The 23655-nt window shown below is 47.4% G+C and carries 23 protein-coding genes; 17 read left to right on the top strand and 6 right to left on the bottom strand.

Going from position 1 to position 23655, the window contains the following annotated elements:
• Positions 1–258: 258 nt before the first annotated feature.
• Together B5Z18_RS08620 and B5Z18_RS08615 are read left to right on the top strand one after the other, a co-directional pair.
• Complete coding sequence (locus tag B5Z18_RS08620; protein ID WP_079468961.1) at positions 259–900, top strand: ABC transporter ATP-binding protein; 642 nt, start codon at positions 259–261, stop codon at positions 898–900.
• Between the two features lies 1 nt (position 901).
• On the top strand, positions 902–2029 hold the full coding sequence (locus B5Z18_RS08615; protein WP_079468960.1) for a hypothetical protein: 1128 nt from the start codon (positions 902–904) through the stop codon (positions 2027–2029).
• Here B5Z18_RS08615 and B5Z18_RS08610 read toward each other — a convergent pair.
• Positions 2008–2586, bottom strand: coding sequence for an NADPH-dependent FMN reductase (locus B5Z18_RS08610; RefSeq protein WP_079468959.1), 579 nt, complete (start codon positions 2584–2586; stop codon positions 2008–2010). The two genes, B5Z18_RS08615 and B5Z18_RS08610, sit on opposite strands and share 22 nt — an antisense overlap.
• A gap of 16 nt (positions 2587–2602) precedes the next feature.
• Entirely contained in the window at positions 2603–4156 is a 1554-nt protein-coding gene (locus B5Z18_RS08605; RefSeq protein WP_079468958.1) for a hypothetical protein, read from the bottom strand.
• A 153-nt stretch (positions 4157–4309) separates the two neighbouring features.
• Between B5Z18_RS08605 and leuC the strand changes: the two genes are divergently transcribed.
• The 6 genes from leuC (at position 4310) to B5Z18_RS08575 (ending at position 10233) form a co-directional block, all read left to right on the top strand.
• On the top strand, positions 4310–5713 hold the full coding sequence (gene leuC, locus B5Z18_RS08600) for a 3-isopropylmalate dehydratase large subunit (RefSeq protein ID WP_079468957.1): 1404 nt from the start codon (positions 4310–4312) through the stop codon (positions 5711–5713).
• A gap of 32 nt (positions 5714–5745) precedes the next feature.
• Complete coding sequence (locus tag B5Z18_RS08595) at positions 5746–6495, top strand: class I SAM-dependent methyltransferase (RefSeq protein ID WP_079468956.1); 750 nt, start codon at positions 5746–5748, stop codon at positions 6493–6495.
• A gap of 14 nt (positions 6496–6509) precedes the next feature.
• Entirely contained in the window at positions 6510–7109 is a 600-nt protein-coding gene (gene leuD / locus B5Z18_RS08590) for a 3-isopropylmalate dehydratase small subunit (RefSeq protein WP_079468955.1), read from the top strand.
• Positions 7110–7147: 38 nt separating this feature from the next.
• Positions 7148–8227 (top strand): 3-isopropylmalate dehydrogenase, encoded by a 1080-nt coding sequence (gene leuB / locus B5Z18_RS08585; RefSeq protein WP_079468954.1) that lies wholly within the window; start codon positions 7148–7150, stop codon positions 8225–8227.
• A 26-nt stretch (positions 8228–8253) separates the two neighbouring features.
• Positions 8254–9759 (top strand): 2-isopropylmalate synthase, encoded by a 1506-nt coding sequence (locus tag B5Z18_RS08580; protein WP_079468953.1) that lies wholly within the window; start codon positions 8254–8256, stop codon positions 9757–9759.
• A gap of 84 nt (positions 9760–9843) precedes the next feature.
• Entirely contained in the window at positions 9844–10233 is a 390-nt protein-coding gene (locus B5Z18_RS08575; protein ID WP_079468952.1) for a hypothetical protein, read from the top strand.
• 2 nt (positions 10234–10235) lie between these two features.
• On the opposite strand, the gene B5Z18_RS08570 is transcribed toward B5Z18_RS08575, so the two are convergent.
• Positions 10236–10913 carry a M15 family metallopeptidase gene (locus B5Z18_RS08570; protein WP_079468951.1) on the bottom strand — a complete coding sequence of 226 codons (678 nt, stop codon included), beginning with the start codon at positions 10911–10913 and terminating at the stop codon, positions 10236–10238.
• A 147-nt stretch (positions 10914–11060) separates the two neighbouring features.
• Here B5Z18_RS08570 and B5Z18_RS08565 point away from each other — a divergent pair, with 147 nt between their 5' ends.
• The 9 genes from B5Z18_RS08565 (at position 11061) to B5Z18_RS08525 (ending at position 18744) form a co-directional block, all read left to right on the top strand.
• A complete protein-coding gene (locus tag B5Z18_RS08565; protein WP_200817216.1) occupies positions 11061–11843 on the top strand; it encodes an SDR family NAD(P)-dependent oxidoreductase in 783 nt (260 codons plus the stop codon).
• 82 nt (positions 11844–11925) lie between these two features.
• Positions 11926–12672, top strand: a complete 747-nt coding sequence (locus B5Z18_RS08560; protein WP_079468950.1) for a hypothetical protein — start codon at positions 11926–11928, stop codon at positions 12670–12672.
• Between the two features lie 24 nt (positions 12673–12696).
• Positions 12697–13548, top strand: coding sequence for a fumarylacetoacetate hydrolase family protein (locus B5Z18_RS08555; RefSeq protein WP_079468949.1), 852 nt, complete (start codon positions 12697–12699; stop codon positions 13546–13548).
• A gap of 5 nt (positions 13549–13553) precedes the next feature.
• Positions 13554–13883: an L-rhamnose mutarotase gene (locus tag B5Z18_RS08550; protein ID WP_079468948.1), complete on the top strand. Its 330-nt coding sequence runs from the start codon at positions 13554–13556 to the stop codon at positions 13881–13883.
• A 51-nt stretch (positions 13884–13934) separates the two neighbouring features.
• The gene (locus B5Z18_RS08545) at positions 13935–14762 is read left to right on the top strand and encodes an amidohydrolase family protein (protein ID WP_079468947.1); all 828 of its coding nucleotides are present in this window, start codon (positions 13935–13937) and stop codon (positions 14760–14762) included.
• Positions 14763–14782: 20 nt separating this feature from the next.
• A complete protein-coding gene (locus tag B5Z18_RS08540; protein ID WP_079468946.1) occupies positions 14783–15565 on the top strand; it encodes an L-fucose dehydrogenase in 783 nt (260 codons plus the stop codon).
• A 59-nt stretch (positions 15566–15624) separates the two neighbouring features.
• Positions 15625–16863 carry a sugar MFS transporter gene (locus tag B5Z18_RS08535; protein ID WP_079468945.1) on the top strand — a complete coding sequence of 413 codons (1239 nt, stop codon included), beginning with the start codon at positions 15625–15627 and terminating at the stop codon, positions 16861–16863.
• 68 nt (positions 16864–16931) lie between these two features.
• Complete coding sequence (locus B5Z18_RS08530) at positions 16932–17687, top strand: MbnP family protein (RefSeq protein ID WP_079468944.1); 756 nt, start codon at positions 16932–16934, stop codon at positions 17685–17687.
• A 7-nt stretch (positions 17688–17694) separates the two neighbouring features.
• Positions 17695–18744, top strand: a complete 1050-nt coding sequence (locus B5Z18_RS08525; protein ID WP_079468943.1) for a cytochrome-c peroxidase — start codon at positions 17695–17697, stop codon at positions 18742–18744.
• 222 nt (positions 18745–18966) lie between these two features.
• On the opposite strand, the gene B5Z18_RS08520 is transcribed toward B5Z18_RS08525, so the two are convergent.
• From B5Z18_RS08520 to glmS, 3 genes are all read right to left on the bottom strand, one after another.
• Entirely contained in the window at positions 18967–19533 is a 567-nt protein-coding gene (locus B5Z18_RS08520; RefSeq protein WP_079468942.1) for a DNA-3-methyladenine glycosylase I, read from the bottom strand.
• On the bottom strand, positions 19521–21722 hold the full coding sequence (locus B5Z18_RS08515; RefSeq protein WP_079468941.1) for a DUF4954 family protein: 2202 nt from the start codon (positions 21720–21722) through the stop codon (positions 19521–19523). The genes B5Z18_RS08520 and B5Z18_RS08515 overlap by 13 nt, the downstream gene beginning before the upstream one ends.
• Before the next feature lie 90 nt (positions 21723–21812).
• The gene (glmS, locus tag B5Z18_RS08510) at positions 21813–23648 is read right to left on the bottom strand and encodes a glutamine--fructose-6-phosphate transaminase (isomerizing) (RefSeq protein WP_079468940.1); all 1836 of its coding nucleotides are present in this window, start codon (positions 23646–23648) and stop codon (positions 21813–21815) included.
• Between the last annotated feature and the right edge of the window lie 7 nt (positions 23649–23655).

The following is a 23655-nucleotide window of genomic DNA, read 5'->3' as shown; positions in this document are numbered from 1 at the left end:
GGAAAAGATATACAACTTTAATGGGAGTATAGTGGCAATGCGTGTTTCACGGGTTTTGCACCTTGTGCATATGTAATATGATTAGCATGTGAAAAGGAGAACGTGAAAATCTGGCTTATATGATAATTTTTTAACTGCTACGGCTAAATGTATGATGGTCAGTATAAAAATGTACCCGGAAAATTTTTGTTAAAAAGATAACCTTCTTTAGATATATATGCGAGAATTTTTCATATTTACAGTTTTAAGCTTTTTCATATGCCCGATCCGGTTATTGCCCTTCATGCTGTCAAGAAGAACTACCAGGATGTACCCATCCTGGATATTGCCCGACTGGAGCTGCCCGCCGGCATTTACTGGCTGCAGGGGGAGAACGGCGCCGGCAAAACCACCTGCATGAAGGTAATGGCGGGCTTAATCCCTTTCAAAGGGGAGATATTGCTGCAGGGAAAGGTGAGCAGCCGGGAACACCCGGTACAGTTCCGCCGCCTGATCAACTACGCAGAAGCGGAACCCCTTTATCCCTCTTTCCTCACCGGCCGCGATTTACTGGAGCTTTACCTCAACACAAAAGGAGGGAACCCGGAAGAGATCCGGGCCATCAGCGAAAAGCTGGGGGTACATATATTTGTGAATAACCCGGTAAGCAGCTATTCGAGCGGCATGCTGAAGAAATTATCCCTGCTGCTGGCCTTCACCGGCACTCCGGCCCTCATCCTGCTGGACGAACCCCTGATTACCATAGACACCCGCGCACTGGCCGTTTTGTACGACCTGATCCGTGAATACAGCGCCAAAGGCGTTTCCTTTTGTATTACTTCCCACCAGCCACTGGATGAGGAAGAATTAACGGTAACGGGCACACTGAAAGTAGCTCATAAAAACATTACGCTCAGCTAACATGCGTACCACCTCAGCGATACTCAGTAAGATATTCACACAACGGTTCTATATTCAGAATACGGGCTTTTTCCTGGTACTGTTTTACCTGCTGTTCGGCGTGGTAAATGGCGCCAACCTGCTCGCCTATCATAAGGGATTGATGCTCGGGTTCCTGGGCAATTATACGTTCCTGGTCCTGGTGCTCCTGCTGTGGACTTCCTACGCACTCAAATGCGTGGGCTTTATGCTGAAAACCTTTCAGCTGCAGGGATATGATTTCCTGTATCCTACCATGGGCAGCATCGCCAAACCGGCCCGCCGCATCATCTGGCTGCGGCTTCATACTGCTATTTATATGCCGGTACTGGTGTATGTGGCGATTGCACTTGTTATTGCTGTTCAACAGGGATATTATCCACAGGCAGTGATCATCGCCGTTGTTAATATTGCCAATTGCATATGGCCGTTGGCGTTATATGAAAGAAAGCTGGAGCAACCCGATGTGATCTTTTTTACCGGCCACCTGCAACGCTGGATTAACCGCCACTTTACGAAGCCGCCGGTACTGTTTTTCCTGTATGAACTGTTTACCAATTTTCCCCGTCGTATTGTGAGCACGAAACTGTTTTCCGCAGGGGTGTTGTGGCTTACATTCCTTATTATGGCAAGAGGGGATTATTTTGATCTACGCGGATTGCAGCTGGGCGTTATGATCAGCGTGCTGTCGCATATGCAGCTGATGGTGCATCATCGCGCGTTTGATGACACGTACCTCAATTTCATGGAAAATCTTCCTGTTAGTTTGTTCACCCATTATATGCGGCTGGTGGGAGTGTATGTGATTACTTTTTTACCGGAGATGATCATCATTACCGCTAATGCATATACGAAAACAACACCGTGGGGACTGATAACAGTTTTCTGCACGGCATTGTCATTAATGATCCTGTTCCGTACCCTATTGTTTTTCCCGAAAATGAATCCGGAGGTGCATGTACGTTATACCATGCTTACTTCTTTCATTGTGCTGTTCATGATACTCGGACATTATGAATGGCCGGCTGTACTGTTGTTACAGACAGCATCGGCCATTATCTTCTTTACAAAATATCGTACCTACGAACCTTATATAGAAACAGGTTCATGACCCATTTTGTCGCTCAGCCGCGCCAGTGAAAGCAACAGCTGTGGTATCTGTTTAATGGCCAGTTCATCTGTCAGGTTGCCATCAGTATCAAATTTATGCTGGGCGTTGCCGATCATGATCTCTGGTTTGTTGATCACAAACGCATTCAGGAACACCATTACCTGCCGTAAATGATATTGCATCCTGGCGGTGCCGATCTGCCCCTGCGATGCGCCCATAATAGCTACGGCCTTTTCGCTGAATGGTTTGTCGGGGTGCCTGGAAACCACGTCTATCGCGTTTTTCAGGGCGCCGGGTATAGAGTAGTTGTATTCCGGTGAAACAATGATCACCCCATCCGATTCCTTAATCTTATGTACCAGCGGCACTACTTCTTCCGGCAACTGCTCGGTATGCAGGTCCGCATTGTACATCGGTATTGTATCAAAAAATACCTGCTCTACTGTGATGTTTGAAGGACATAGTTTTTGCAGTGCTTTCAGCGCCATTGTGTTGTAGGAGCCTTTCCGTAAACTGCCGGAAATGGCAACGAAATGATAGTGTTTTTCAGCAGACATATGCTCGTATATTTATTTAAATGCGTTTTTCTTTGTTCACAAATTTCCGGTGAATAACTTCCTGCACCGGTATGCTCTCGATTTTACTTTCCAGCCAGGAAATAATATCCAGGTAAAGGAAGGAACGGCGTTCATACGGATCTTCCGAAATCTGCTCCAGCCGGTCTTTCAGGTCCACGAAAGCATTGCGTAATGCTTTTGGATTGGCGTAAATATAACGGCGGAGGAATTTCATAATTTCTTCCATCACCAAACCAAGATCCTTGTGTTTTGAGATGAAATGGTAAACAGATTTGATCAGGTATTCCACCAGGCTGTAATTCTCCAGTTCGTAATGTGCAATGAGGTGCAGGATTCGCGCAAAACACTGGATATCTGCCCGGAGGTTACCAATTTTTAAATTGATAATTTTATTAAGATAAACAATGGCTTTGCTGTTATCACCGCTACCAAAGTATAAGCAGGCAATCTTATAGTAAAATACCAGCACCCGGTGCTGGTCTATTTTCAGGGTATGCCTGCTGATCTCTGTTTCGAGTTCCGGCACCATCGCCAAACCCTGGCTGAACGTGCCTTCCAGGAAGTAGCGGTTTATTTTGGCAGTATACAGGTATACAAAAGCAGAGGTGCGGGTGTTTTCGTGAAAGTTATCCTGGTTGTCCCGGATAAATTCTTCCAGGTCCTGCAGGGCGGTCTTGAACTTTTCAAAGTTGGAGGTATAAAAATGCGCGGTCAGTAAATTATGCTGCGCTTTAATATACAGGTCCATATCCGTTTGCTGCAGGGAGGGGTATTTGCGGAACAGGTCCACCCATTTCTGGGTATAGCGGTAATACATGACAAAGTCCTGCAAAATATAGTAGTACCAACTCGATGCCTGGTACATGTACACCTTTTCATAAAAGCTCATGTGCGCATGTTGTAAAGACGGCAGCTGGCTTTCAAAAAAGGACTTTACCATTTCGGCGTCCCGCTCGTTGCGGGCGTGGCCCAGTTTGAGATACAGGCCATACATCCGCAGGGAAAGGGTAGACAGGCGGCTGATATTGGTGAGCTGCTGCTCTATCTGCCTGGACTCGGCGCTCAGCACCTCTGCCCGGTTCTCCAGGCTCCGCGTGATATGCCTCGATTCAATCAGCTTTTCAAACTCCACAATTTCATAGGTAAGCATCACCTCTTCCTGCTCCAGTGCCATCGTTTTGGCTTTGGCGAGGATCTTCAGGCTCTGGTTGTACAGCCCTTTATTATACAGTACCCGCGCATGATCCAGCTGCTCGCGCAGATCGATCAGGGGGTCCTTTTGTTTATATAACTGCCGCAAACTGGATAACAGGTGTTTGTAAAGATGTGCTTTTACATTCGACAGCTGCTGCTTTTTGATATCCGTTATTTTCTTCAGTATCTGCTCTTCATCGTACTCTTTCATTTTGTCCAGCGTGGTGAATAATTGGATAAAGAGTACGTCTTCCTTGGTGTTGTTTTTGTTGAACGCCAGCTGAAAATTGCGTTTTTCTGCTTTTGTTAAGGTTTTTATTAATATGAATAAAGCATCAGTTTGACTGTTGGGCATCGTTATTAAAATCTTGTAAATTATTGATAAACAGTATGTTAATGTATATCAGAGGTGTTTAAAGGTTGTAATTAAAGCAAATTTAGCGATATGGCAATTAATTAAGGACCATTAGATTTGAAGGTATAAACAATTATAAAAGGAAGCAAAAGGATGGGAAAAACGTTATTTGATAAAATCTGGGATGGCCATATAGTGGTGAGCAAGCCGGGGCATCCCGATGCAGTGTACATCAACACGCACTTTATTCACGAGGTGACGAGTCCCCAGGCATTTGACGGACTCCGCAAGCGTGGCATCCCCGTATTCCGTCCGGCTAAAACCAGGGCTACCGCCGATCACAACGTACCTACCTTACACCAGGATCAGCCTATTAAGGAAGCGTTGAGCCGCCGCCAGGTGGAGATGCTGACGAAGAATACTTCTGAATTCGGCGTGGAACTTTATGGCCTGGGCCACCGGTTCCAGGGCATTGTGCATGTGATAGGGCCGGAGCTGGGCATCACCCTGCCGGGTATGACCATCGTGTGCGGCGACAGCCACACCAGCACCCACGGAGCTTTTGGCGCCGTTGCCTTTGGTATCGGTACCTCCGAAGTGGAACAGGTACTGGCTACCCAGTGCATTTTGCAATACAAGCCCAAGCGGATGAAGATTGAAGTGAACGGACAACTGGGCAAGGGCGTACTTTCTAAAGACATCATTCTTTATATCATCTCTAAAATATCCGCTTCCGGCGCTACCGGTTACTTTGTGGAATATGCAGGGGAAGCCATCCGGCGCCTCAGTATGGAGGCCCGCATGACCATCTGTAACATGAGCATCGAAATGGGCGCCCGCGGAGGACTGATAGCCCCCGACGAGATCACGTTCGATTATATCAAAGGCCGCGAGTTCGCTCCTAAAGGAGCCGATTGGGATAAATCCCTGGAATACTGGAAAACCCTTTACTCCGACAGCGACGCCGAATTTGACCAGGTGCTCACCTTTGACGCCGCCGATATAGAACCACAAATCACTTATGGCACCAACCCCGGTATGGGCATGGGCGTTACCCGCCACATCCCTTCACTGGAGCAGCTCGACGAGAAAGAAAGACCTTCTTTCAAAAAATCGCTTGAGTATATGGACCTGCAACCCGGCGCTGAACTGCTGGGCAAAAAAGTGGATTATGTATTCATTGGCAGCTGCACCAACTCCCGTATTGAAGATTTACGCCTTGTAGCAGATTTTGTGAAAGGCAAACATAAAGCAGATGACGTAGTGGTATGGATCGTTCCGGGCTCCAAACAGGTAGAAGCCCAGGCAATGGAAGAAGGCATCGACAAAATATTTGCCGAAGCCGGTTTCCAGCTGCGTGAACCAGGTTGCTCCGCCTGCCTGGCCATGAACGAAGACAAAGTGCCTGCCGGTATGTACTGCATTTCTACCTCCAACCGTAACTTCGAAGGCCGTCAGGGTCCCAACGCCCGCACCTTCCTGGCCAGCCCGCTCACTGCGGCCGCAGCAGCCATTACGGGCAAGGTTACAGATGTAAGGGAATTGTTAGGACAATAGTTAACAAGAAGAACCAGTTAAAGCCGAAAGCAATGGATCAATGGAACGCTGACTTATACAAAGAAAAACACGCCTTCGTGTTTGAATATGGCAACAGCCTGATCGACTGGCTGCAGCCACAATCAGGGGAAAGTATCCTGGACCTGGGTTGCGGCACCGGTGAACTCACCGCGCAGCTGGCGCAAAAAGGCGCCACCGTAACCGGGATAGATGCTTCCGCCGCCATGATAAGCAGCGCCCGCGAACATTTCTCTGGCATCTCTTTTGAAGTAGGCGACGCAACTACCTTTTCCCTGCCACAGCAGTTCGACGGTATCTTCTCCAACGCTACCCTCCACTGGGTGCGGGAAAAGGAAAAGGCCATCAGCCGGATGTATGCACAGCTGAAGAAAGGCGGCAGACTGGTGATAGAAATGGGCGGCAAAGGCAATGTGCAGCAGATCCTTACTTACCTGGAAAAAGCCATGCAGCAGCGGGGTTATACCTACGAACCATTCTGGTATTTCCCTTCTCCCGCAGAATATACTACCCTGCTGGAAAAGGAAGGCTTTAAAATAGACAGGGTGCATTTTTTTGACCGCCCTTCCAAACTGGTGGACCCGGAAACGGGTATCAGCGACTGGCTGGAGATGTTTGGCGCTCATTTTTTTGCCGGTGTACCGGAACAGGACAAAGGCGCTATCCTGCAGCAGGTGCAACATGAACTGGCGCCACACCTGATGAAGAACGGCGAATTGTATGCGGATTATGTGCGCCTGAGAGTGGCCGCCACAAAAATTTAAACTGTAAAATCACTATGAGTAAAATATTTCAACACCTCGTTTCATCTGCGGTACCTGTACCCATCGAAAATATAGATACAGACCAGATCATCCCGGCACGCTTTCTGAAAGCTACCACCCGGGAAGGTTTTGGTGAAAACCTGTTCCGTGACTGGCGCTATGAAGCAGATAATACACCGAAGGCGGATTTTGTGATGAACAACCCCATCTACAGTGGCCAGATCCTGGTAGGCGGCAAAAACTTTGGTTGCGGCTCCTCCCGTGAACACGCTGCCTGGGCTATTGCTGATGCCGGGTTTAAAGTAGTAGTGAGCAGCTTCTTCGCAGACATCTTTAAAAATAACGCCCTCAACACCTTCATTTTACCCATCCAGGTATCGGAAGATTTTCTGGACCGGATCTTTAAAGCCATAGAAGCCGATCCTAAAGCCCAACTGGAAGTAGACCTGGAAAACCAGTTCATAAAAATTGTGAGCACCGGCGAAAAAGAAAACTTCGATATCAACCAGTACAAAAAAACATGCCTGCTCAACGGCTATGATGATATCGATTACCTGCTGAGCCTCCGTAAAGAAATTGAACAATACGAAACCACAAGAACATATAATTTCTAATCATCAAAAAAGCTAAATACTAAAAGCTACACACATATATGGGCGTTGAGAAGAAAATACTAGTTATACCCGGAGATGGGATCGGACAGGAAGTGACCGCATGGGGACAAAAAGTGCTGACAACAATAGCCAAAAATTATCATCACACTTTTACCTTCGAAGAAGGAATCATGGGCCACGTAGCCATTGAAGCTACCGGTGATCCGCTGCCTGAAGAAACACTGCAGAAGGCAAGGAACTCCGATGCTATCCTGTTCGGCGCTATCGGTCATGCTAAATACGATAACGATCCTACCCTGAAAGTAAGACCAGAACAAGGTTTGCTGAAAATCAGGAAAGAACTGGGATTGTATGCCAACCTCCGCCCGATAAAGTTATTTGATGAACTGCTGGAAGCATCCAGCATCAAACCGGAAATTTTACGCGGTTCAGATATTCTCTTTTTCCGTGAGCTGACCGGCGATGTGTACTTCGGTGAAAAGATCAGGACTGCCGACCGTAATACGGCGTCTGACCTGATGATCTACCACCGTTATGAAGTAGAGCGTATTGCCCGTAAAGCCTATGAAGCAGCACGCACCCGCCGCAAAAAGCTGTGCTCTGTGGATAAAGCAAACGTACTGGAAGCAAGCCGTCTGTGGAGAGAAGTAGTACAGGAAGTAGCCAAAGAATATCCTGATGTGGAAACAGAACATATGTTTATTGACAACGCGGCCATGCAGCTGATCAAAGATCCTAAACGCTTTGATGTAGTAGTTACCGGTAACCTGTTTGGCGATATCCTTACGGATGAAGCTTCACAGATCGCCGGTTCTATGGGGATGCTGGCATCTGCCTCTATCGGCGACAGCACCGGTTTCTTTGAGCCTATCCACGGATCTGCACATGATATTGCCGGTAAAGGTATTGCTAACCCGCTGGCTTCTATCTTATCTGCTGCCCTCATGCTGGATATTTCCTTTGGTCTGAAAACAGAATCACAACGCGTGATCAAAGCGGTGGAGGCTACCCTCAGACAAGGTTACAGAACAATGGACATCGCCAACAAACACACCGTGAACGATTTCATTATGGGCACCGACGCTATGGGCGCCAAAGTATTAGAGAATCTGAATTAATCATTCAATAAAATTATTACACTATCATGGATAAAAATCGTGTATACGTCTTTGATACCACCTTGCGTGATGGAGAACAGGTCCCCGGCTGTCAGCTGACAACCGTTGAAAAAATTGAAGTAGCTAAAAAACTCGAAGCATTAGGCGTAGATATCATCGAAGCAGGTTTCCCGATTTCAAGTCCGGGCGACTTCCAGAGCGTGGTGGAAATTTCCAAAGCGGTTACAGAGCCCGTGATCTGCGCACTTACCCGTGCCAATAATAAAGATATCGACGCTGCCGCGGATGCCCTGCGCTTCGCAAAACGCAAGCGTATCCATACCGGTATCGGTTCTTCCGATATGCACATCAAGTATAAATTCAACAGCACCCGCGACGAAATTTTACAACGTGCAGTAGCCGCTGTATCCTACGCCCGCAAGTTCACCGATGATGTGGAATTTTATGCAGAAGATGCCGGCCGCGCAGACAATGAATACCTGGCCCGCATGATCGAAGCCGTGATTGCAGCCGGTGCTACCACCGTGAACATCCCCGATACCAACGGTTACTGCCTGCCCGACCAGTATGGCGCAAAAATCAAGTACCTCGTAGACCACGTTTCCAATATCGATAAAGCGATCATCTCCGTTCACTGTCATAACGACCTCGGTTTAGCTACTGCCAATACCATTGCAGGTATTATCAACGGCGCCCGCCAGGTGGAATGTACCATCAATGGTATTGGTGAACGCGCCGGTAACACCTCGCTGGAAGAAGTGGCCATGATCCTGAAAACGCATCATGCGCTGGGTTATCACACCCAGATCAACTCAAAAGGAATCTACGAAATCAGTAATCTCGTGGAAACCATGATGCACATGCCGGTACAGCCCAACAAAGCCATTGTAGGCCGCAACGCATTTGCACACAGCTCCGGCATCCACCAGGATGGCGTACTGAAACACCGCGAAAACTACGAAATCCTGAACCCGGAAGATGTAGGGATCAACTCCAACTCCATTATCCTCACTGCCCGCAGCGGCCGTCATGCTCTGAAGCATCACCTGTCGCGCCTGGGATACAACCTGGAAAGAGTCAACATCGACGAAGTGTACCAACGCTTCCTGCTGATGGCGGATACCAAAAAAGAAATCAACGATGCCGATTTGCTGGAACTGATGGGCGACGGCGATGCCAAAACCTATGGCGACAATGCCATCAAGGTAACCTTACTGCAGGTGGTTTGCGGCGATCCGCTCCGCCCGATGGCTACCGTTAAACTGCGTATCAATGGCGAAGAAAAAGAAGCCAGTGCTGCCGGTAATGGCCCCGTTAATGCCACCATCAACGCTATCCACGATATTATTAAAGATGATATTGAGCTGGATGAATTTAATATTCAATCCATGCGCGGCGGCAGCGACGATGTGAGTAAAGTAAATATGCGCGTAAAACATAACGGCCAGTCGTACTACGGTTTCGGTATTTCTACTGATATCGTGAATGCCTCTGTGCATGCTTATGTAGACGCGTTGAACAAGATATATTAAATATAACAGCGAAGGGGAGCCCTTCCCCTTCGCTTTGTAACTTTTCCTCCGCCCCTTCGTTCTACAGGTGAAACATTTTCCCTGATGAGAACAATTACCCTACTCCTGACCATTTTATTTTTTGCCGGCTGCACCAAAGACGGGGACAATTGCTCCCAGTATGGATGGGCTGATATTGGCGGCGCGAAATACATGGGTAAATCCACTAACGAGGCAAGGGGGCAGAATGGTGTTTTTTATGATGTAAGCTGCACTTTCCCTAATTCCTGTTACACTATTAACAAGATTGTGGAGGTAAGGGACAAAGATACTGTATTGCTAAAGGCGGAATACCTGTACAACACCTGCACTGCTTGCACCCAGGCATTCACTACACAAACCAAAACTTATTCTTTTGTACCTGCTGATAACGGCACCTACTATTTAAAGTGGCAGGGGATTCCCAACCGGGTGGATACCGTAACAATTCCATAATCTTAAAAGAAGATATCCATCAGCGGGTATTTTTTATAATCCGGCAGATAGAAGTGCCACCATTCTGTAGAACTTCCTTTAAAGCCATGTTGCTTCATGGTATCTCTTAACAACTTGCGGTTGGCCGCTATTGCCGGGTCCGGCGGGGTGTAGTTTTCATGTGCTTTTGTGGTAAAATCATCAAAGTCCGTAGGCATTGCCACGGGCTTATTTGTTTTCAGGTTTATCATACTGAGGTCTATTGCCACGCCGCGGTTGTGCCCCGATCCTTTGCGGGGATCTGCCGCATAGAGGTCGTTGGGTACTATTTTAAACATCGTTTCCGTTACATGATAAGGACGGTAGGCATCGTAAATGAGCAGGCCGTATCCTTTTTTGCGCAGGGCTTCCTGCACGGCTTTGAGGGCTTTCGCTGCCGGCAGCCGGAGATAAATATCCGTGCGGGTATAGAGTTGTTGTTTGGTGAAGTTATTGGTAGTGGCGTAACGCACATCTTTTTTAATACCCGGTATATACTTTTCCAGGTCAACGAGCAGCTGGTTGCTGTCGGCCTTTACCAGTTGGTCATATTGCTGCCGGGTACTCAATACTGCGAGGCCGTATTTGTTAACCGGTATTTTCTGGGCGGATAGCTGACCGGAAATGGTCCACAGGAGCGCTGATAACAGTATTATTTTCATGTGCTTAAAATTGCAGAAAAAGCCCCGTATTTGGACCTGATTATTGAATTTTGCGAAAATTAGGCAAGAAAGTATGAAATACAGTGAAAATACAATTGCAATCACCTTATATTAATAGGTATTTTAGAACCCTTAAATTTTTAAACGATGGAACTGTTCAGATTAGATAATAAAGTGGCAGTTATCACAGGTGGTGGTAGCGGTATAGGACAGGCAATAGCGCAAACATTCGGGGCACAGGGCGCACAGGTGCATATCCTGGAGCTGAATGAGGAAGGCGGTAAAACCACGGCAGAGGAAATCAGGGCAGCAGGTGGCCAGGCAACTGTGCATGCGTGCAACGTAGCCGACCAGGCAGCGGTGATCGCTGTAATGGATGGTATTGTGCAAACGGCCGGTAAACTGGACATTCTGGTGAACTGCGCGGGCATTGCTCATGTGGGTAACCTCGAAAATACGGCTGAACAGGACTTCGACAAGGTGTACCAGGTAAATGTAAAGGGCACCTACAACTGCATGTATGCAGTGATCAAACAAATGAAAGCACAGGGCGGCGGTGTGATCCTGAATGTGGCATCCATCGCTTCCAGTGTAGGTATACCGGACAGGCTGGCCTACTCGATGAGTAAAGGCGCGGTACTGACCATGACATTATCCGTGGCGAAAGATTACCTCGGCGCTAATATCCGTTGTAACTGTGTGTCGCCCGCAAGAGTACACACACCGTTTGTAGATGGATTTATTGCCAAGAACTACCCGGGCAGGGAAGCGGAAATGTTTGAAAAACTGAGTAAAACCCAACCGATCGGCCGCATGGCCAAGCCGGTGGAAGTAGGCAACCTGGCGTTGTTCCTGTGTTCCGACGAAGCAGGCTTTATTACCGGAACCGACTACCCGATTGATGGAGGTTTTATCAGACTTAATAATTAATAATTAATGTGATGCGTGTTTTAAAGTGCGGACGATTACCCGTATCTTTCGAGTTATTCATTCATTAATTTTTAGTTATATCATGCAACATTTTCGAATAGGGCTGGCAATAGCAATAGCCGTATTATCTGCCTGTAATTCCGGTAATAACAAAGGCGCTGCCACCGGGGATTCCGCATCGGTGGTAAAGCCAGCCACACCGGATGGCACTGTGTCTGTTACTTTTTCTGATAAGGAAAAAGATACTTCGCTGATCACGATTAAAGTTCAGCTGAAAGAAGGCACAAAGGAAAAAACTTTTGAACAGGCGATCCTGAAAGGCGTGCCGGAATCAGACCTTTATAAAGTGTTGTGGAATGAACCCAACAGCTGTTATATCGGCGTTATGAAAGCGAATCATCAGCCACGTTATTACCACGCTTTTGTAGACAGTAAAAAAGACGTTAAAATATTATGGGCTGCCACGCCGCCAGAGCCTATCTGGGCGTACATGGAAGGTACGCTGGGTCTTGGTAAGGTATCCGCCGGAGGCGAATTGTTGCAGCAGTATAAAAAGAGCATCCAGTCGGGTAATATCCTGGCAGATTTTATCGCAGAGATCAAGCCGGATGCTTCACCCGACAGCCTGGAGCTGTATGTGGAATTTGGTGGTCTTCGTAAAAGCATGTACATGCCTGTGCCCAGTGGCAGTAAAGGCGTGATCCAGCCAACAGGACAGGATGATCATGTGTATTTCTCTTTTGTAAAAGATGGTAAAGCAGAACCGGTGATTGACCTGCATGTGGAAAACGGAAGGTTACAGATTAAAACACTGAAAGAAATTAAGTAAGACTAATAAATAAATAATATCGATATGAAACTGATCAGGTTTGGTTTACCGGGAGAAGAAAAACCGGGTGTTGCAACCGCAGCGGGAATGTTTGACGTGAGTGCATTTGGTGAAGATTTTGGAGAGAAATTCTTTGAAACCAACGGGCTGGCGCGCTTATCCGAATGGTATGGAGCGCATGCAGCGGAATGTCCACAGGTACCTGCCGGCACCCGTTTGGGCTCACCTATCCTTCGTCCTTCCAAAATTATCTGCATCGGTCTTAACTATGCAGATCACGCGCGGGAAACCAATGCGGCCATTCCTGCAGAACCTATCGTGTTCTTTAAAAGTACCAGTGCACTGGTGGGGCCAAACGACGACCTGGTGATTCCGCGCAACAGTCAGAAAACCGACTGGGAAGTGGAACTGGCAGTGGTGATTGGCAAAAAAGCCAGTTATGTGGAAGAAAAAGACGCTTTGGACTATGTAGCCGGTTACTGCCTGCATAACGACTACAGCGAAAGAGCTTTCCAGATTGAAAGAGGCGGACAGTGGGTAAAAGGAAAGAGCTGTGATACATTCGCGCCGTTAGGTCCGTGGCTGGCCACCAAAGATGAAATTGCCGATGTGAATAATCTTCGTTTATGGCTCACCGTTAACGGTCAGAAAATGCAGGATGGCAATACCTCCAATTTCATATTCAATGTAGCCTATGTAGTGGCTTACCTGAGCCAGTTTATGACCCTGCTTCCGGGAGATGTGATTTCTACCGGTACACCGGCTGGTGTGGGCCTGGGCATGAACCCGCAGGTATTCCTCAAAACAGGCGATGTGATTGAACTGGGCATTGATGGTTTGGGTACTTCCAAACAAACTGCTGTAGCGTATAAATAGTAATTATGAAAAGATATTGTCTGGCGCTGGATCTGGTAGATGATCCGCAGTTGATCAGCGAATATGAAGGGTATCACCGCAACGTATCCGCTGAAATAAAGAAGAGTATCACAGACGCAGGCATTACCGTAATGGATATTTACCGTGCCGGGAACCGCCTGTTTATGATCATGGAAGTGGATGATACTTTCTCCTTTGAACGTAAAGATGCGATGGACGCTGCCAACCCCGCCGTAAAGGTATGGGAACAACTTATGTGGAAATACCAGCAGGCATTGCCGGTAGCAAAGGAAGGAGAGAAGTGGATTATTATGGACCAGATTTTTGCATTGTAAAGTATACCGGGCAACGGAAGTTCCGGCGCCCGGTATGCAAAAAATATTTACATGGTTATTGACGCACATCAGCATTTCTGGCAATACGATCCTGTCCGCGACGCATGGATCGATGAATCGATGGAAGCAATCCGTCGTGATTTTTACCCGGAAGACCTGGCCCCGGTGCTGGCCGAAAACGGCGTTCACGGCTGTGTAGCGGTACAGGCAGATCAGTCGGCAGATGAAACCGCCTTTTTACTGGCACTGGCAGATAAGCATGATTTTATTAAAGGTGTGGTGGGCTGGACAGACCTCCGCGCTGAAAATATCGATGAACAACTGGCGCAATATGCCACGCATCCGAAGCTGAAAGGCTTCCGGCATATTGTACAGGGGGAACCGGATAACCGGTTTATTCTCGGTGAACATTTCTGCCGCGGTATCAAAGCGCTGGCGAAACATCAATTCACCTATGATATTCTCGTATATCCGAAACAGTTACCTGCGGTAGAAGAATTTGTACGGCAGTTCCCGGAGCAGCCGCTGATCATTGATCACCTGGCCAAGCCCGATATCAAAGCCGGTGAACTGGACGCATGGGCAGCACATATGCGCCGCATTGCACAGTCGCCGAATGTATACTGCAAACTGAGCGGCATGGTTACGGAAGCCGACTGGCAGCAGTGGGAACCGGCACACTTCCGGCCGTTCCTGGAAGTAACGCTCGATGCCTTTGGCGCCAACAGGCTGGTGTATGGTTCCGACTGGCCCGTATGTCTCGTAGCCGCCAGGTACCATGAAGTGAAGGGAATCGTTACCGATTTCATCAGCACCTTATCAACAAGTGAACAAGAACAGATAATGGGAGGGAATGCCCGCTCATTTTATCATCTATAAAAAATAATATCATACATACTATGGATTTAGGATTACAGGAGAAAGTGATTATCGTTACCGGTGGTGCAAAAGGAATCGGGGAAGCTATTGCAAAGCTGATAGCAGCTGAAGGCGGCATCGCTGTGATTGCCGGCCGGAGTACTGCCGATAATGAAAAAACAATGAACGAAATTATCGCGGTGGGTGGTAAAGCGATGGCCGTTACCGCAGAACTGGGTAAAGTGGAAGATTGTAAAAAAGTGATCTCTGAAACAATAGCAAAGTATGGTAAAATAGATGGCCTGGTAAACAATGCCGGCGCCAATGATGGCGTAGGACTGGAAAATGGCAGCCCGGAGCGGTTTATGCAGTCGTTGCAGAATAACTTATCGCACTACTACAACCTGGCGCATTTTGCATTGCCGTACCTGAAGGCCACCAAAGGAAATATTGTGAACATCGGATCTAAAGTAGCCGATACCGGCCAGGGCAACACCAGTGGTTATGCGGCCTCCAAAGGCGCTATCAATGCGCTTACCCGCGAATGGGCGGTGGAATTGCTGCCTTACTCCATCCGTGTAAATACGGTTATTCCTGCTGAAGTATGGACGCCGCTGTATGAAACCTGGATTAATTCGTTACCCAATCCAAAAGAAAAACTGGCGGCTATCACCGCTAACATTCCATTCGAAAAAAGAATGACCACGTCAACAGAAATTGCCAACAGCACCGTATTCCTGCTGTCACCACGTTCTTCTCATACAACCGGACAAATCGTATACGTAGATGGTGGTTACACTCATCTCGACAGATCCATCAGCTAAGGATAAAGAGCCAATACCGTTACCAATATTCAATCACCTGAAACATTAAATTCTTCGTTATGGCCGGAGGCGCAGTAAGTAATTCCACCTATACCACCAGTAAAGATACAGGCGCAAAGCCTGGCAACTACCTGTTCCCGCTGATCCTGGTTACCAGCCTGTTCTTCTTATGGGGACTGGCATACGGACTGCTGGACGTGTTGAACAAACATTTCCAGGAAGTATTGAGCATCACTACCAAACGTTCTACTTTATTACAAGGCGCATATTTCGGCGCATATTTCCTCATGGCATTACCGGCAGGTATGTTCATGAATAAATTCGGCTACAAGAAAGGAATTATCCTGGGCCTGCTGCTGTATGCTACGGGCGCTTTCCTGTTTTTCCCGGCAGCCGGTGCGCTGAGTTTTGATTTCTTCCTGCTGGCATTATTTATCCTCGCCTGCGGACTGGCCTGCCTGGAAACGGCTGCCAATCCATATGTAACGGTGTTGGGAGATCCGGCTACTTCTGAGCAACGGTTAAATTTATCACAGTGCTTTAACGGGCTGGGATCTTTTCTCGGACCTATTATTGGCGGTAAACTGTTCTTTGGCAGCGGCACCGGAGATCTTACTACTGTAAAGCTCACTTACATTGTAATAGGCATAGTAGTGTTGCTGATAGCAGGATTCTTCTACAGAACACCATTGCCTGAAATTAAAGAGGACGAACAGGAAAGAGAACAGGTGATGGCAGATACCCGCCCGCTTTCTGCTCACCGTCATTTTGTGCTGGGAGTAATAGCGCAGTTCTTTTATGTGGCTGCGCAGGTTGGTGTGGGCGCGTTGTTTATCAATTATGTAACAGCCTACTGGCATGGTATTACTACTGAAAATGCTTCTTATCTGTTGTCTGTAGGGCTGGGATTGTTCATGGGCGGCCGATTTGTGGGTACTGCGCTAATGCGTAAAATAGCTCCCAATAAATTACTGGCGATTTATGCGCTTATCAATGTGGCGTTAAGCGCTTTTGTAATGACTGGTGACGGGGCTCCTGCCGTGTATGCGCTTATTGCTATTTTCTTCTTCATGTCTATCATGTTCCCAACCATTTTTGCATTGGGCGTAAAAGACCTGGGTGTACATACCAAACGCGGCGCTTCTTTCCAGGTAATGTCTATCGTAGGTGGCGCTTCTGTTCCTTACCTGATGGGTATTGTAACGGAATGGCAGTCGCTGGCCATTTCTTACGGCATTCCTACTTTCTGCTTTGTAGTGGTGTTTTTGTACGGCTGGAAAGGATATAAAAGAGTTTAGTCAGCTGATTTCTTTTTAATATTTAATCCGCAAAATCATTGTAACTTTCTTTAACAAAAGAGGATACCATGATTTTGCGGATTTTTGTTTCCTATGCTTGCTGGTTCCTGGTTATAACCACGTTGTTTGCCGGGATGCCTGCTGATCCCGGGCCTGTACCTTCCCTGCAATTGTCGTTCACCCACGTTATGGGGCAGCAGCCGCTGGTAAGGAAAGAGGTTACCTACACCAATGCTTCCGGAGAAGCTTTTACGATCAGCCGTTTCCGTTATTTCCTCAGCAACTTTTCACTGGAGGCTGCCAATGGCAGCGTTGTTACTTTGCCGCCTGCTTATTTCCTGGTAGATGATGCGATAGACAGTTCAAAAAATATCCGGCTGGATAGTATTCCTGCCGGCGAATATAAAAGTATCCGTTTCCTGATCGGGGTAGATAGTATCCGTAATGTGAGTGGCGTGCAAACCGGCGCACTGGCCGTGGAATCCGGTATGTTCTGGACCTGGAACAGCGGGTATATTATGGCGCAGATAGAAGGCCACTCCACAGCAGTAAACACGCCCATGCAGGAGTTCCTGTTTCATTGCGGTGGCTATAAATCGAAAGACGGTGTGCTGAAATATGTGACCCTGCCGCTTCCGCAGCCGCTGACAATTTCGGCAGATAAGCAACCCCGTATTAATGTTACTGCCAATGTGGAAAAGTGGTTTTTACCTGATACCGTTAGTTTTAAAAAGATAACCGTGATTATGGCGCCGGGTGTAAAAGCAAGACAGGTAGCCGGTAACTATCAGCATATGTTTAACATAACAGGCATCTCTAATTAACCGCTGCGTGAATCATAGAGTGATATATATCGTTGGGGCGTTTTGCCTGTTGCTGGTGTTGGTACAGGCAGGTACAAAGAAGCGCGCGGTAAAAGGGCCGGAGCCCTTTTTATTGCAGTTGCCTGCGCATTTCCCGCGGCCGGTATATGACTTTACCCGTAACCCGCTCACCAAACCAGGCGTGGCATTGGGCCGGTTTATGTTTTATGATTACCGCCTGTCGCAGGACAGCACCGTGTCCTGTGGGTTTTGTCACCAGCAGTTTGCGGCTTTCGGCCATTTTGATCACGCATTGGCGCATGGTGTGGCTGGTCAGCAGGGCATCCGCTCGGTACCGGTGTTGTTCAATATGATCTGGCAAAAGGCGTTTATGTGGGATGGTGGCGTGAATCATCTTGAAATACAGGCCCTCACCCCGTTAACAGACCACAACGAAATGGCGGTAGACCTGAAAGAGCTGATGCAGAAAATGCAGACAGATCCCAAATACAGGGCGATGTTCAAAGCGGCTTTTGGTACGGAGGAGATCACCAGTGAGCGCATGTTCAAAGCATTCACGCAGTTTGTTGCCACGATGGTATCTGCCGGTTCCAAATACGACAGCGTAATGCTTAAATTACCCGGTGTTGCTTTCACTGCTGAAGAGAACGCAGGGTACACCGTTTTCCAGGAGAAGTGTGCGGCCTGTCATAAGGAGCCGTTGTTCACGGATCTTACCTACCGCAGTAATGGCCTGCCATATTTAGCGGCATTGAATGATGTGGGCAGAATGAAGATTACCGGGAGTACAGATGATAATCTTCGTTTTAAGGTGCCTTCCCTGCGCAATATTCTCAAAAGCGCCCCTTATATGCACGATGGACGTTTCTTCGATATTTTCCAGGTTTTTGACTTCTACGATCATGGTGTGAAGGTAACTCCCACCACCGACCCATTGGTGAAGCAGGGCATCCGGTTATCGGACCAGGAAAAGCGGCAGTTGTATTTCTTTCTGAATACGCTTACGGATTACTCCTTCCTCGGTAATGCTTCGCTTAGCGAGGTACGGATCGAGTAGGATCGCCTTCGGCGATGGTAAATTGTCTTGGAGCAGGATTGCGCAGATTATACTGATTTTTTTGATTTAATTTTTGGGATTTTTATAAATGATTAAGGGAGATATAGGCGAATATTCGCTTTTATCTCCCTTAATCATTTAAAATCAAATATGATCAAATCCAATAAATCAGTATAATCTGCGCAATCCTGCTCCAAGACAATTTACCATCGCCGAAGGCGATCACTTTTTCCAGCAATCTTCCATATGATCATCCACCATACCGGTAGCCTGCATATAGGCGTAGCAGATAGTGGAACCTACAAATTTAAATCCCCGCTTCAGCAGATCTTTGCTCATGGCATCCGAGATGGCTGTTTTGGCAGGAACGCCAACCATACCGCTACGGTAATGGTTAACGATCGGTTTGTGGTTCACAAATGACCAGATGTATTTGTCAAAACTGCCAAATTCCTTTTGAACCGCGAGGTATGCTTTGGCATTCCCGATTACGGATTTTATTTTAAGACGGTTACGGATGATGCCTTCATTCTGCATCAGTTCTTCCACCTTTTCGTCATCGTATTTCGCTATTTTTTTAGCGTCCCAGTTATCAAAGGCTTTGCGGTAGTTCTCTCTTTTGGTAAGTACGGTATACCAGCTAAGACCAGCCTGCGCACCTTCCAGGCATAACATTTCAAAGAGATGTTTATCCTCATGAGAGGGAGTACCCCATTCTTTGTCGTGATAGTCCTGGTAAAGCTTGTCTTTGTTAGACCAGTGGCATCTTACTTTTTCTATAGCTCCCATTCGCTGATGGTTTTATTTACCTGCAATTTATACTTTTCCAGGTCTTCAGCAGTTTGTTTAATGAAACTATTATCTTCCAGGCTGCCTATTACTGCGTTCATTTCTTTTTCGCTTTCATAGGCCAGCTGGCGGAATGGATTTTTGTAATCTTTTTCCCTGGAGCGTTTAATTTGTGCGGTGATCCACTCCATCGTTACAACAGAATCATTCATCCATTGTGCGAGATCGGCGGTGGTCATGTTTTTCAGGGAGCTGTCTTTTATTTCCAGTAAGCAGGCTACGGCATGTTGTAATTTGTCGGCTGCATATTCGTTGCCTATTTCTTCGTAGGCAGTATGCAGTTGCGGCCAGCTGCTGATTTTGTTTTTCCGGATCTTTGTTTTGAGCGTAGCTACTGTTTCTGCTTTCATCAGTTGTCCGCCGATGTTCTGCCAGTCGCCACGTTTGGCGGTTTTTACCGCCGCCTGTAAAGCAAGGAAAGACGGTTTGTCTGCTGCCAGGATATTTTTGACAGCGTATAATACCACCATTTCAATGAACAGGGGATAGGCCCGGTGTACTTTCAGGAGTTCTACTTCACGGGAGCTGTTTTCAAATCCTTTGGAGAGAATGGTGAGCTTTGCTACTTCTTCCGGGTTATTATTTAACAGGTCCTTTCCCTTTTTACGTATGTCCTTTTCCGTTAGTTCTTTCTTCGGTGCATTTTCCGGGAGGGCGTACCATGCTTTCCCGGTAGCAGTTTCCATGATGGCAAGTGCCTGGAATATTTCTTCTACTGAATCGGGCGCGAGGTAGTCGTATTCAATGAGTTGTTGTTTATCGGTGCGTTTATCGCGGTCAACATATTTCCAGGAGTTCCTGGCGATGGCGTACATATTGTACAGGAACCAGTAGCCGGGCATTATCTTCAGGCGGTTTTCGTGTTCATCATTTACCACGAGGCTGAATGGGATGGAGATATTCAGCTCCGACATATAATTGCCTTTGGAGATAAGTGTGAAGCTGGCGAAGCGGGAGTTATGTTTCAGGCTTACGCACAGGCCCGGCCAGAATCCTCTGCCGGCAATGATTTCACCATCGGCGCCGCGTGAGTTGTGATTGGAGCCGATAGTGGCGCCTGCCGCCATATTGCTCTGACCCATGATCAGCGCCGCACACAGGAACGAGTTGTTGTGGTGTTGTTCATGTGCCGGGAAGATGAGGGAGTTCAGTACTTCGCAGCAGGAGATAGTGGCGTTGTTACCGAGATAGGAGTTGATGAGCCGGGCGCCATATTTCAGCTGGGAGTGGGAGGCCATTACAAAACGAACTGCTTTCACGCCGTAGAATACGCGGCAGCCGTAGCCGATCACGCCATTTACCATTTCACAGCCTTCTCCTATTTGTGAAGAAGCTTCGCTGTTGCTGTTGATAGTAAGATTTTTCAGTTTGTTGGCGCCTTTCAGGTATGCGTCGGTACCAATGGTCACATCTTTGATCATCTTACAGTTTTTAATTACTGTACGATCACCTACCATACCGTAGTAGCCGCGTCTTTTATCAAACTGTTTTTCTGTGAAGGATTTGAATTGCTGTTGCAGTTGTTCATCATCGCGGTAGCGTGTCCACAGGTAAGCATCTCCGGGGAGCATGCCATCAAAGGGCATCACGCTTCTGCCACCGTTTTCGTTGCACAGTTCCATCCATATGCGGCCGCTTTCGCTTTCTCCTTCTTTCAGGATACCATTTCCAAATTTAGCATAATCGGTAGTAGCCATTTCGTTTACGTTGGCTACAATCACTTCGTTGCCGAGGATATAATGCGATAAATAATTTACGTTGTGTACCACTACATTGTCGCCGAAATCGCAGGCGCAGATGGTACTGTTGTACAATCCTACCGGCATCCGCAGGTTATGGAACTCCAGGTAATAGGGTTCCAGTTTACCGATACGTACCATCCCAAAAAAGTGACAGTGTTGTACCAGTTGCGGATCAAATTCGTTGGAAACAAAAATAATATTCCAGTCGTCGGAGGTGTTATCATTGCGTACCAGCGATTCTATTTCGTGTGCGGTTAATTTCCTGTACTGGTCCTGCCTGCTCCATTGCTCATTGCGGAGGTAATATTCGTCTTTGCCTTTCGGTAACGTGGTTTCAATGAAATTGTACCCCAGATCGGAGAGGGGTCTTTTTTGGATCTTATTCATGAGGATACATCATTTGAGGAGAAATGACTATCTGGTTATTTTATTATGCGTGCAGCTAATAAAATAACCAGATGAGTATCTCCATTGTCTTTATTCTACTGTAACTGATTTCGCCAGGTTCCGGGGTTTGTCAACGTCCAGACCTTTGAGCACGCCTATATGATAAGCGAGCAGTTGTAACGGTACTACAGAGATGATGGGTGCAACCATTTCATCTGCCGCAGGCACAAAAATCACATCATCCGCCATCGGGGGAATGGTGTTGTCGCCTTCTGTTACTACTGCGATCACTTTACCTTTACGGGCTTTAATTTCCTGAATGTTAGACACTACTTTTTCGTAGTAGCTGTCTTTGGTGGCTACAATTACTACCGGCAGGTTTTCGTCTACCAGTGCAATGGGGCCATGTTTCATTTCCGCAGCAGGATAACCTTCCGCGTGGATGTAGGAAATTTCTTTCAGTTTGAGCGCTCCTTCCAGGGCAACGGGGAAGTTGTATCCGCGGCCCAGGTAGAGGAAATCACGTGCATCTTTATATTTGGCGGCAACCCGTTTGATCTGGTCATCCAGTTTCAGGGCCGTGGCTACTTTTTCAGGAACCTGTTCCAGTTCATCGAGCAGGTGCTGGAACCTTTGCGGAGTGATGGTGCCTTTATCGGCGGCCAGTTTTAAGCCTACCAGGCAAAGCACTGCCAGCTGGGCAGTAAACGCTTTGGTGCTGGCTACGCCAATTTCCGGACCTGCGTGCGTATAGGCGCCGGCGTGAGACAAGCGTGCAATAGAAGAACCTACCACGTTACAAACGCCGAGGATGATGGCGCCTTTTTCTTTGGCGCTTTCAATGGCTACCAGCGTATCAGCCGTTTCACCGGATTGTGATACAGCAATGATTACATCGCCGGGGCCCACTACCGGGTTGCGGTAACGGAACTCGGAAGCGTATTCCACTTCCACCGGGATGCGGCATAATTCTTCAATCATATATTCGGCTACCAGCCCGGCGTGCCAGGAGGTTCCGCAGGCTACAATGATGATGCGTTTGGCATTGCTGAGTACATCGGCATATTCGCGCATACCGCCCATGGTGAGCGTACCTTTTTTCGCATCTAAACGGCCACGTAAGCTATCAAAGATAGTTTGCGGCTGTTCAAATATTTCCTTCAGCATGAAGTGATCATAGCCTCCTTTTTCGATGGCGGCCAGTTCAATATCCAGCTTCTGAATGTAAGGCGTTTGCCTTTCGTTGGAAATGTTTTTCAGGATCAGTTCATCTGCTTTAATGATGGCAATTTCATAATCATTTACATACACTACTTCTTTTGTGTATTCAATGATCGGGGAGGCATCAGAAGCGAGGAAGTGTTCGCCCTTGCCAACGCCTATTACCAGCGGGCTTCCCTTACGGGCGGCAATGAGGGTATCCGGATTTTCTTCATCAATGAGTACAATCACATAAGCGCCTACTACTCTTTTTAAAGCAATGCGCAGGGCTTCTTCCAGTGAACACTGGTTTTGTTTTTTGATTTCCTCAATGAAGTGAAGGAGTACTTCTGTATCGGTATCACTATGAAAAACATGGCCCTGGTTGACGAGCTCCTGTTTCAGCTGTACATAGTTTTCAATGATGCCATTGTGGATCATGGCCAGTTTACCATCGCCGGATAAATGCGGGTGCGCATTGCGGTCGCAGGGTTCACCGTGGGTAGCCCAGCGGGTATGCCCGATGGCAATATGACTCCGCAGGTCTTTTCCCTCTACGAATGCTTCGAGGGCGGCTACTTTGTCTTTTTTCTTGTATACCTGTAACCCGTTATTGATCAGGGCTACACCCGCGCTGTCGTATCCGCGGTATTCCAGTCTTTTGAGGCCTTTTAATACTACCGGGTAGGCTTCTCTCTGCCCGATATAAGCTACGATTCCACACATAAGGTTT

Origin of the sequence: Chitinophaga ginsengisegetis, assembly GCF_900168065.1 — a bacterium.
Taxonomy (GTDB): Bacteria; Bacteroidota; Bacteroidia; order Chitinophagales; family Chitinophagaceae; genus Chitinophaga; species Chitinophaga ginsengisegetis.
This window is presented reverse-complemented; position numbering and strand designations above follow the sequence as displayed.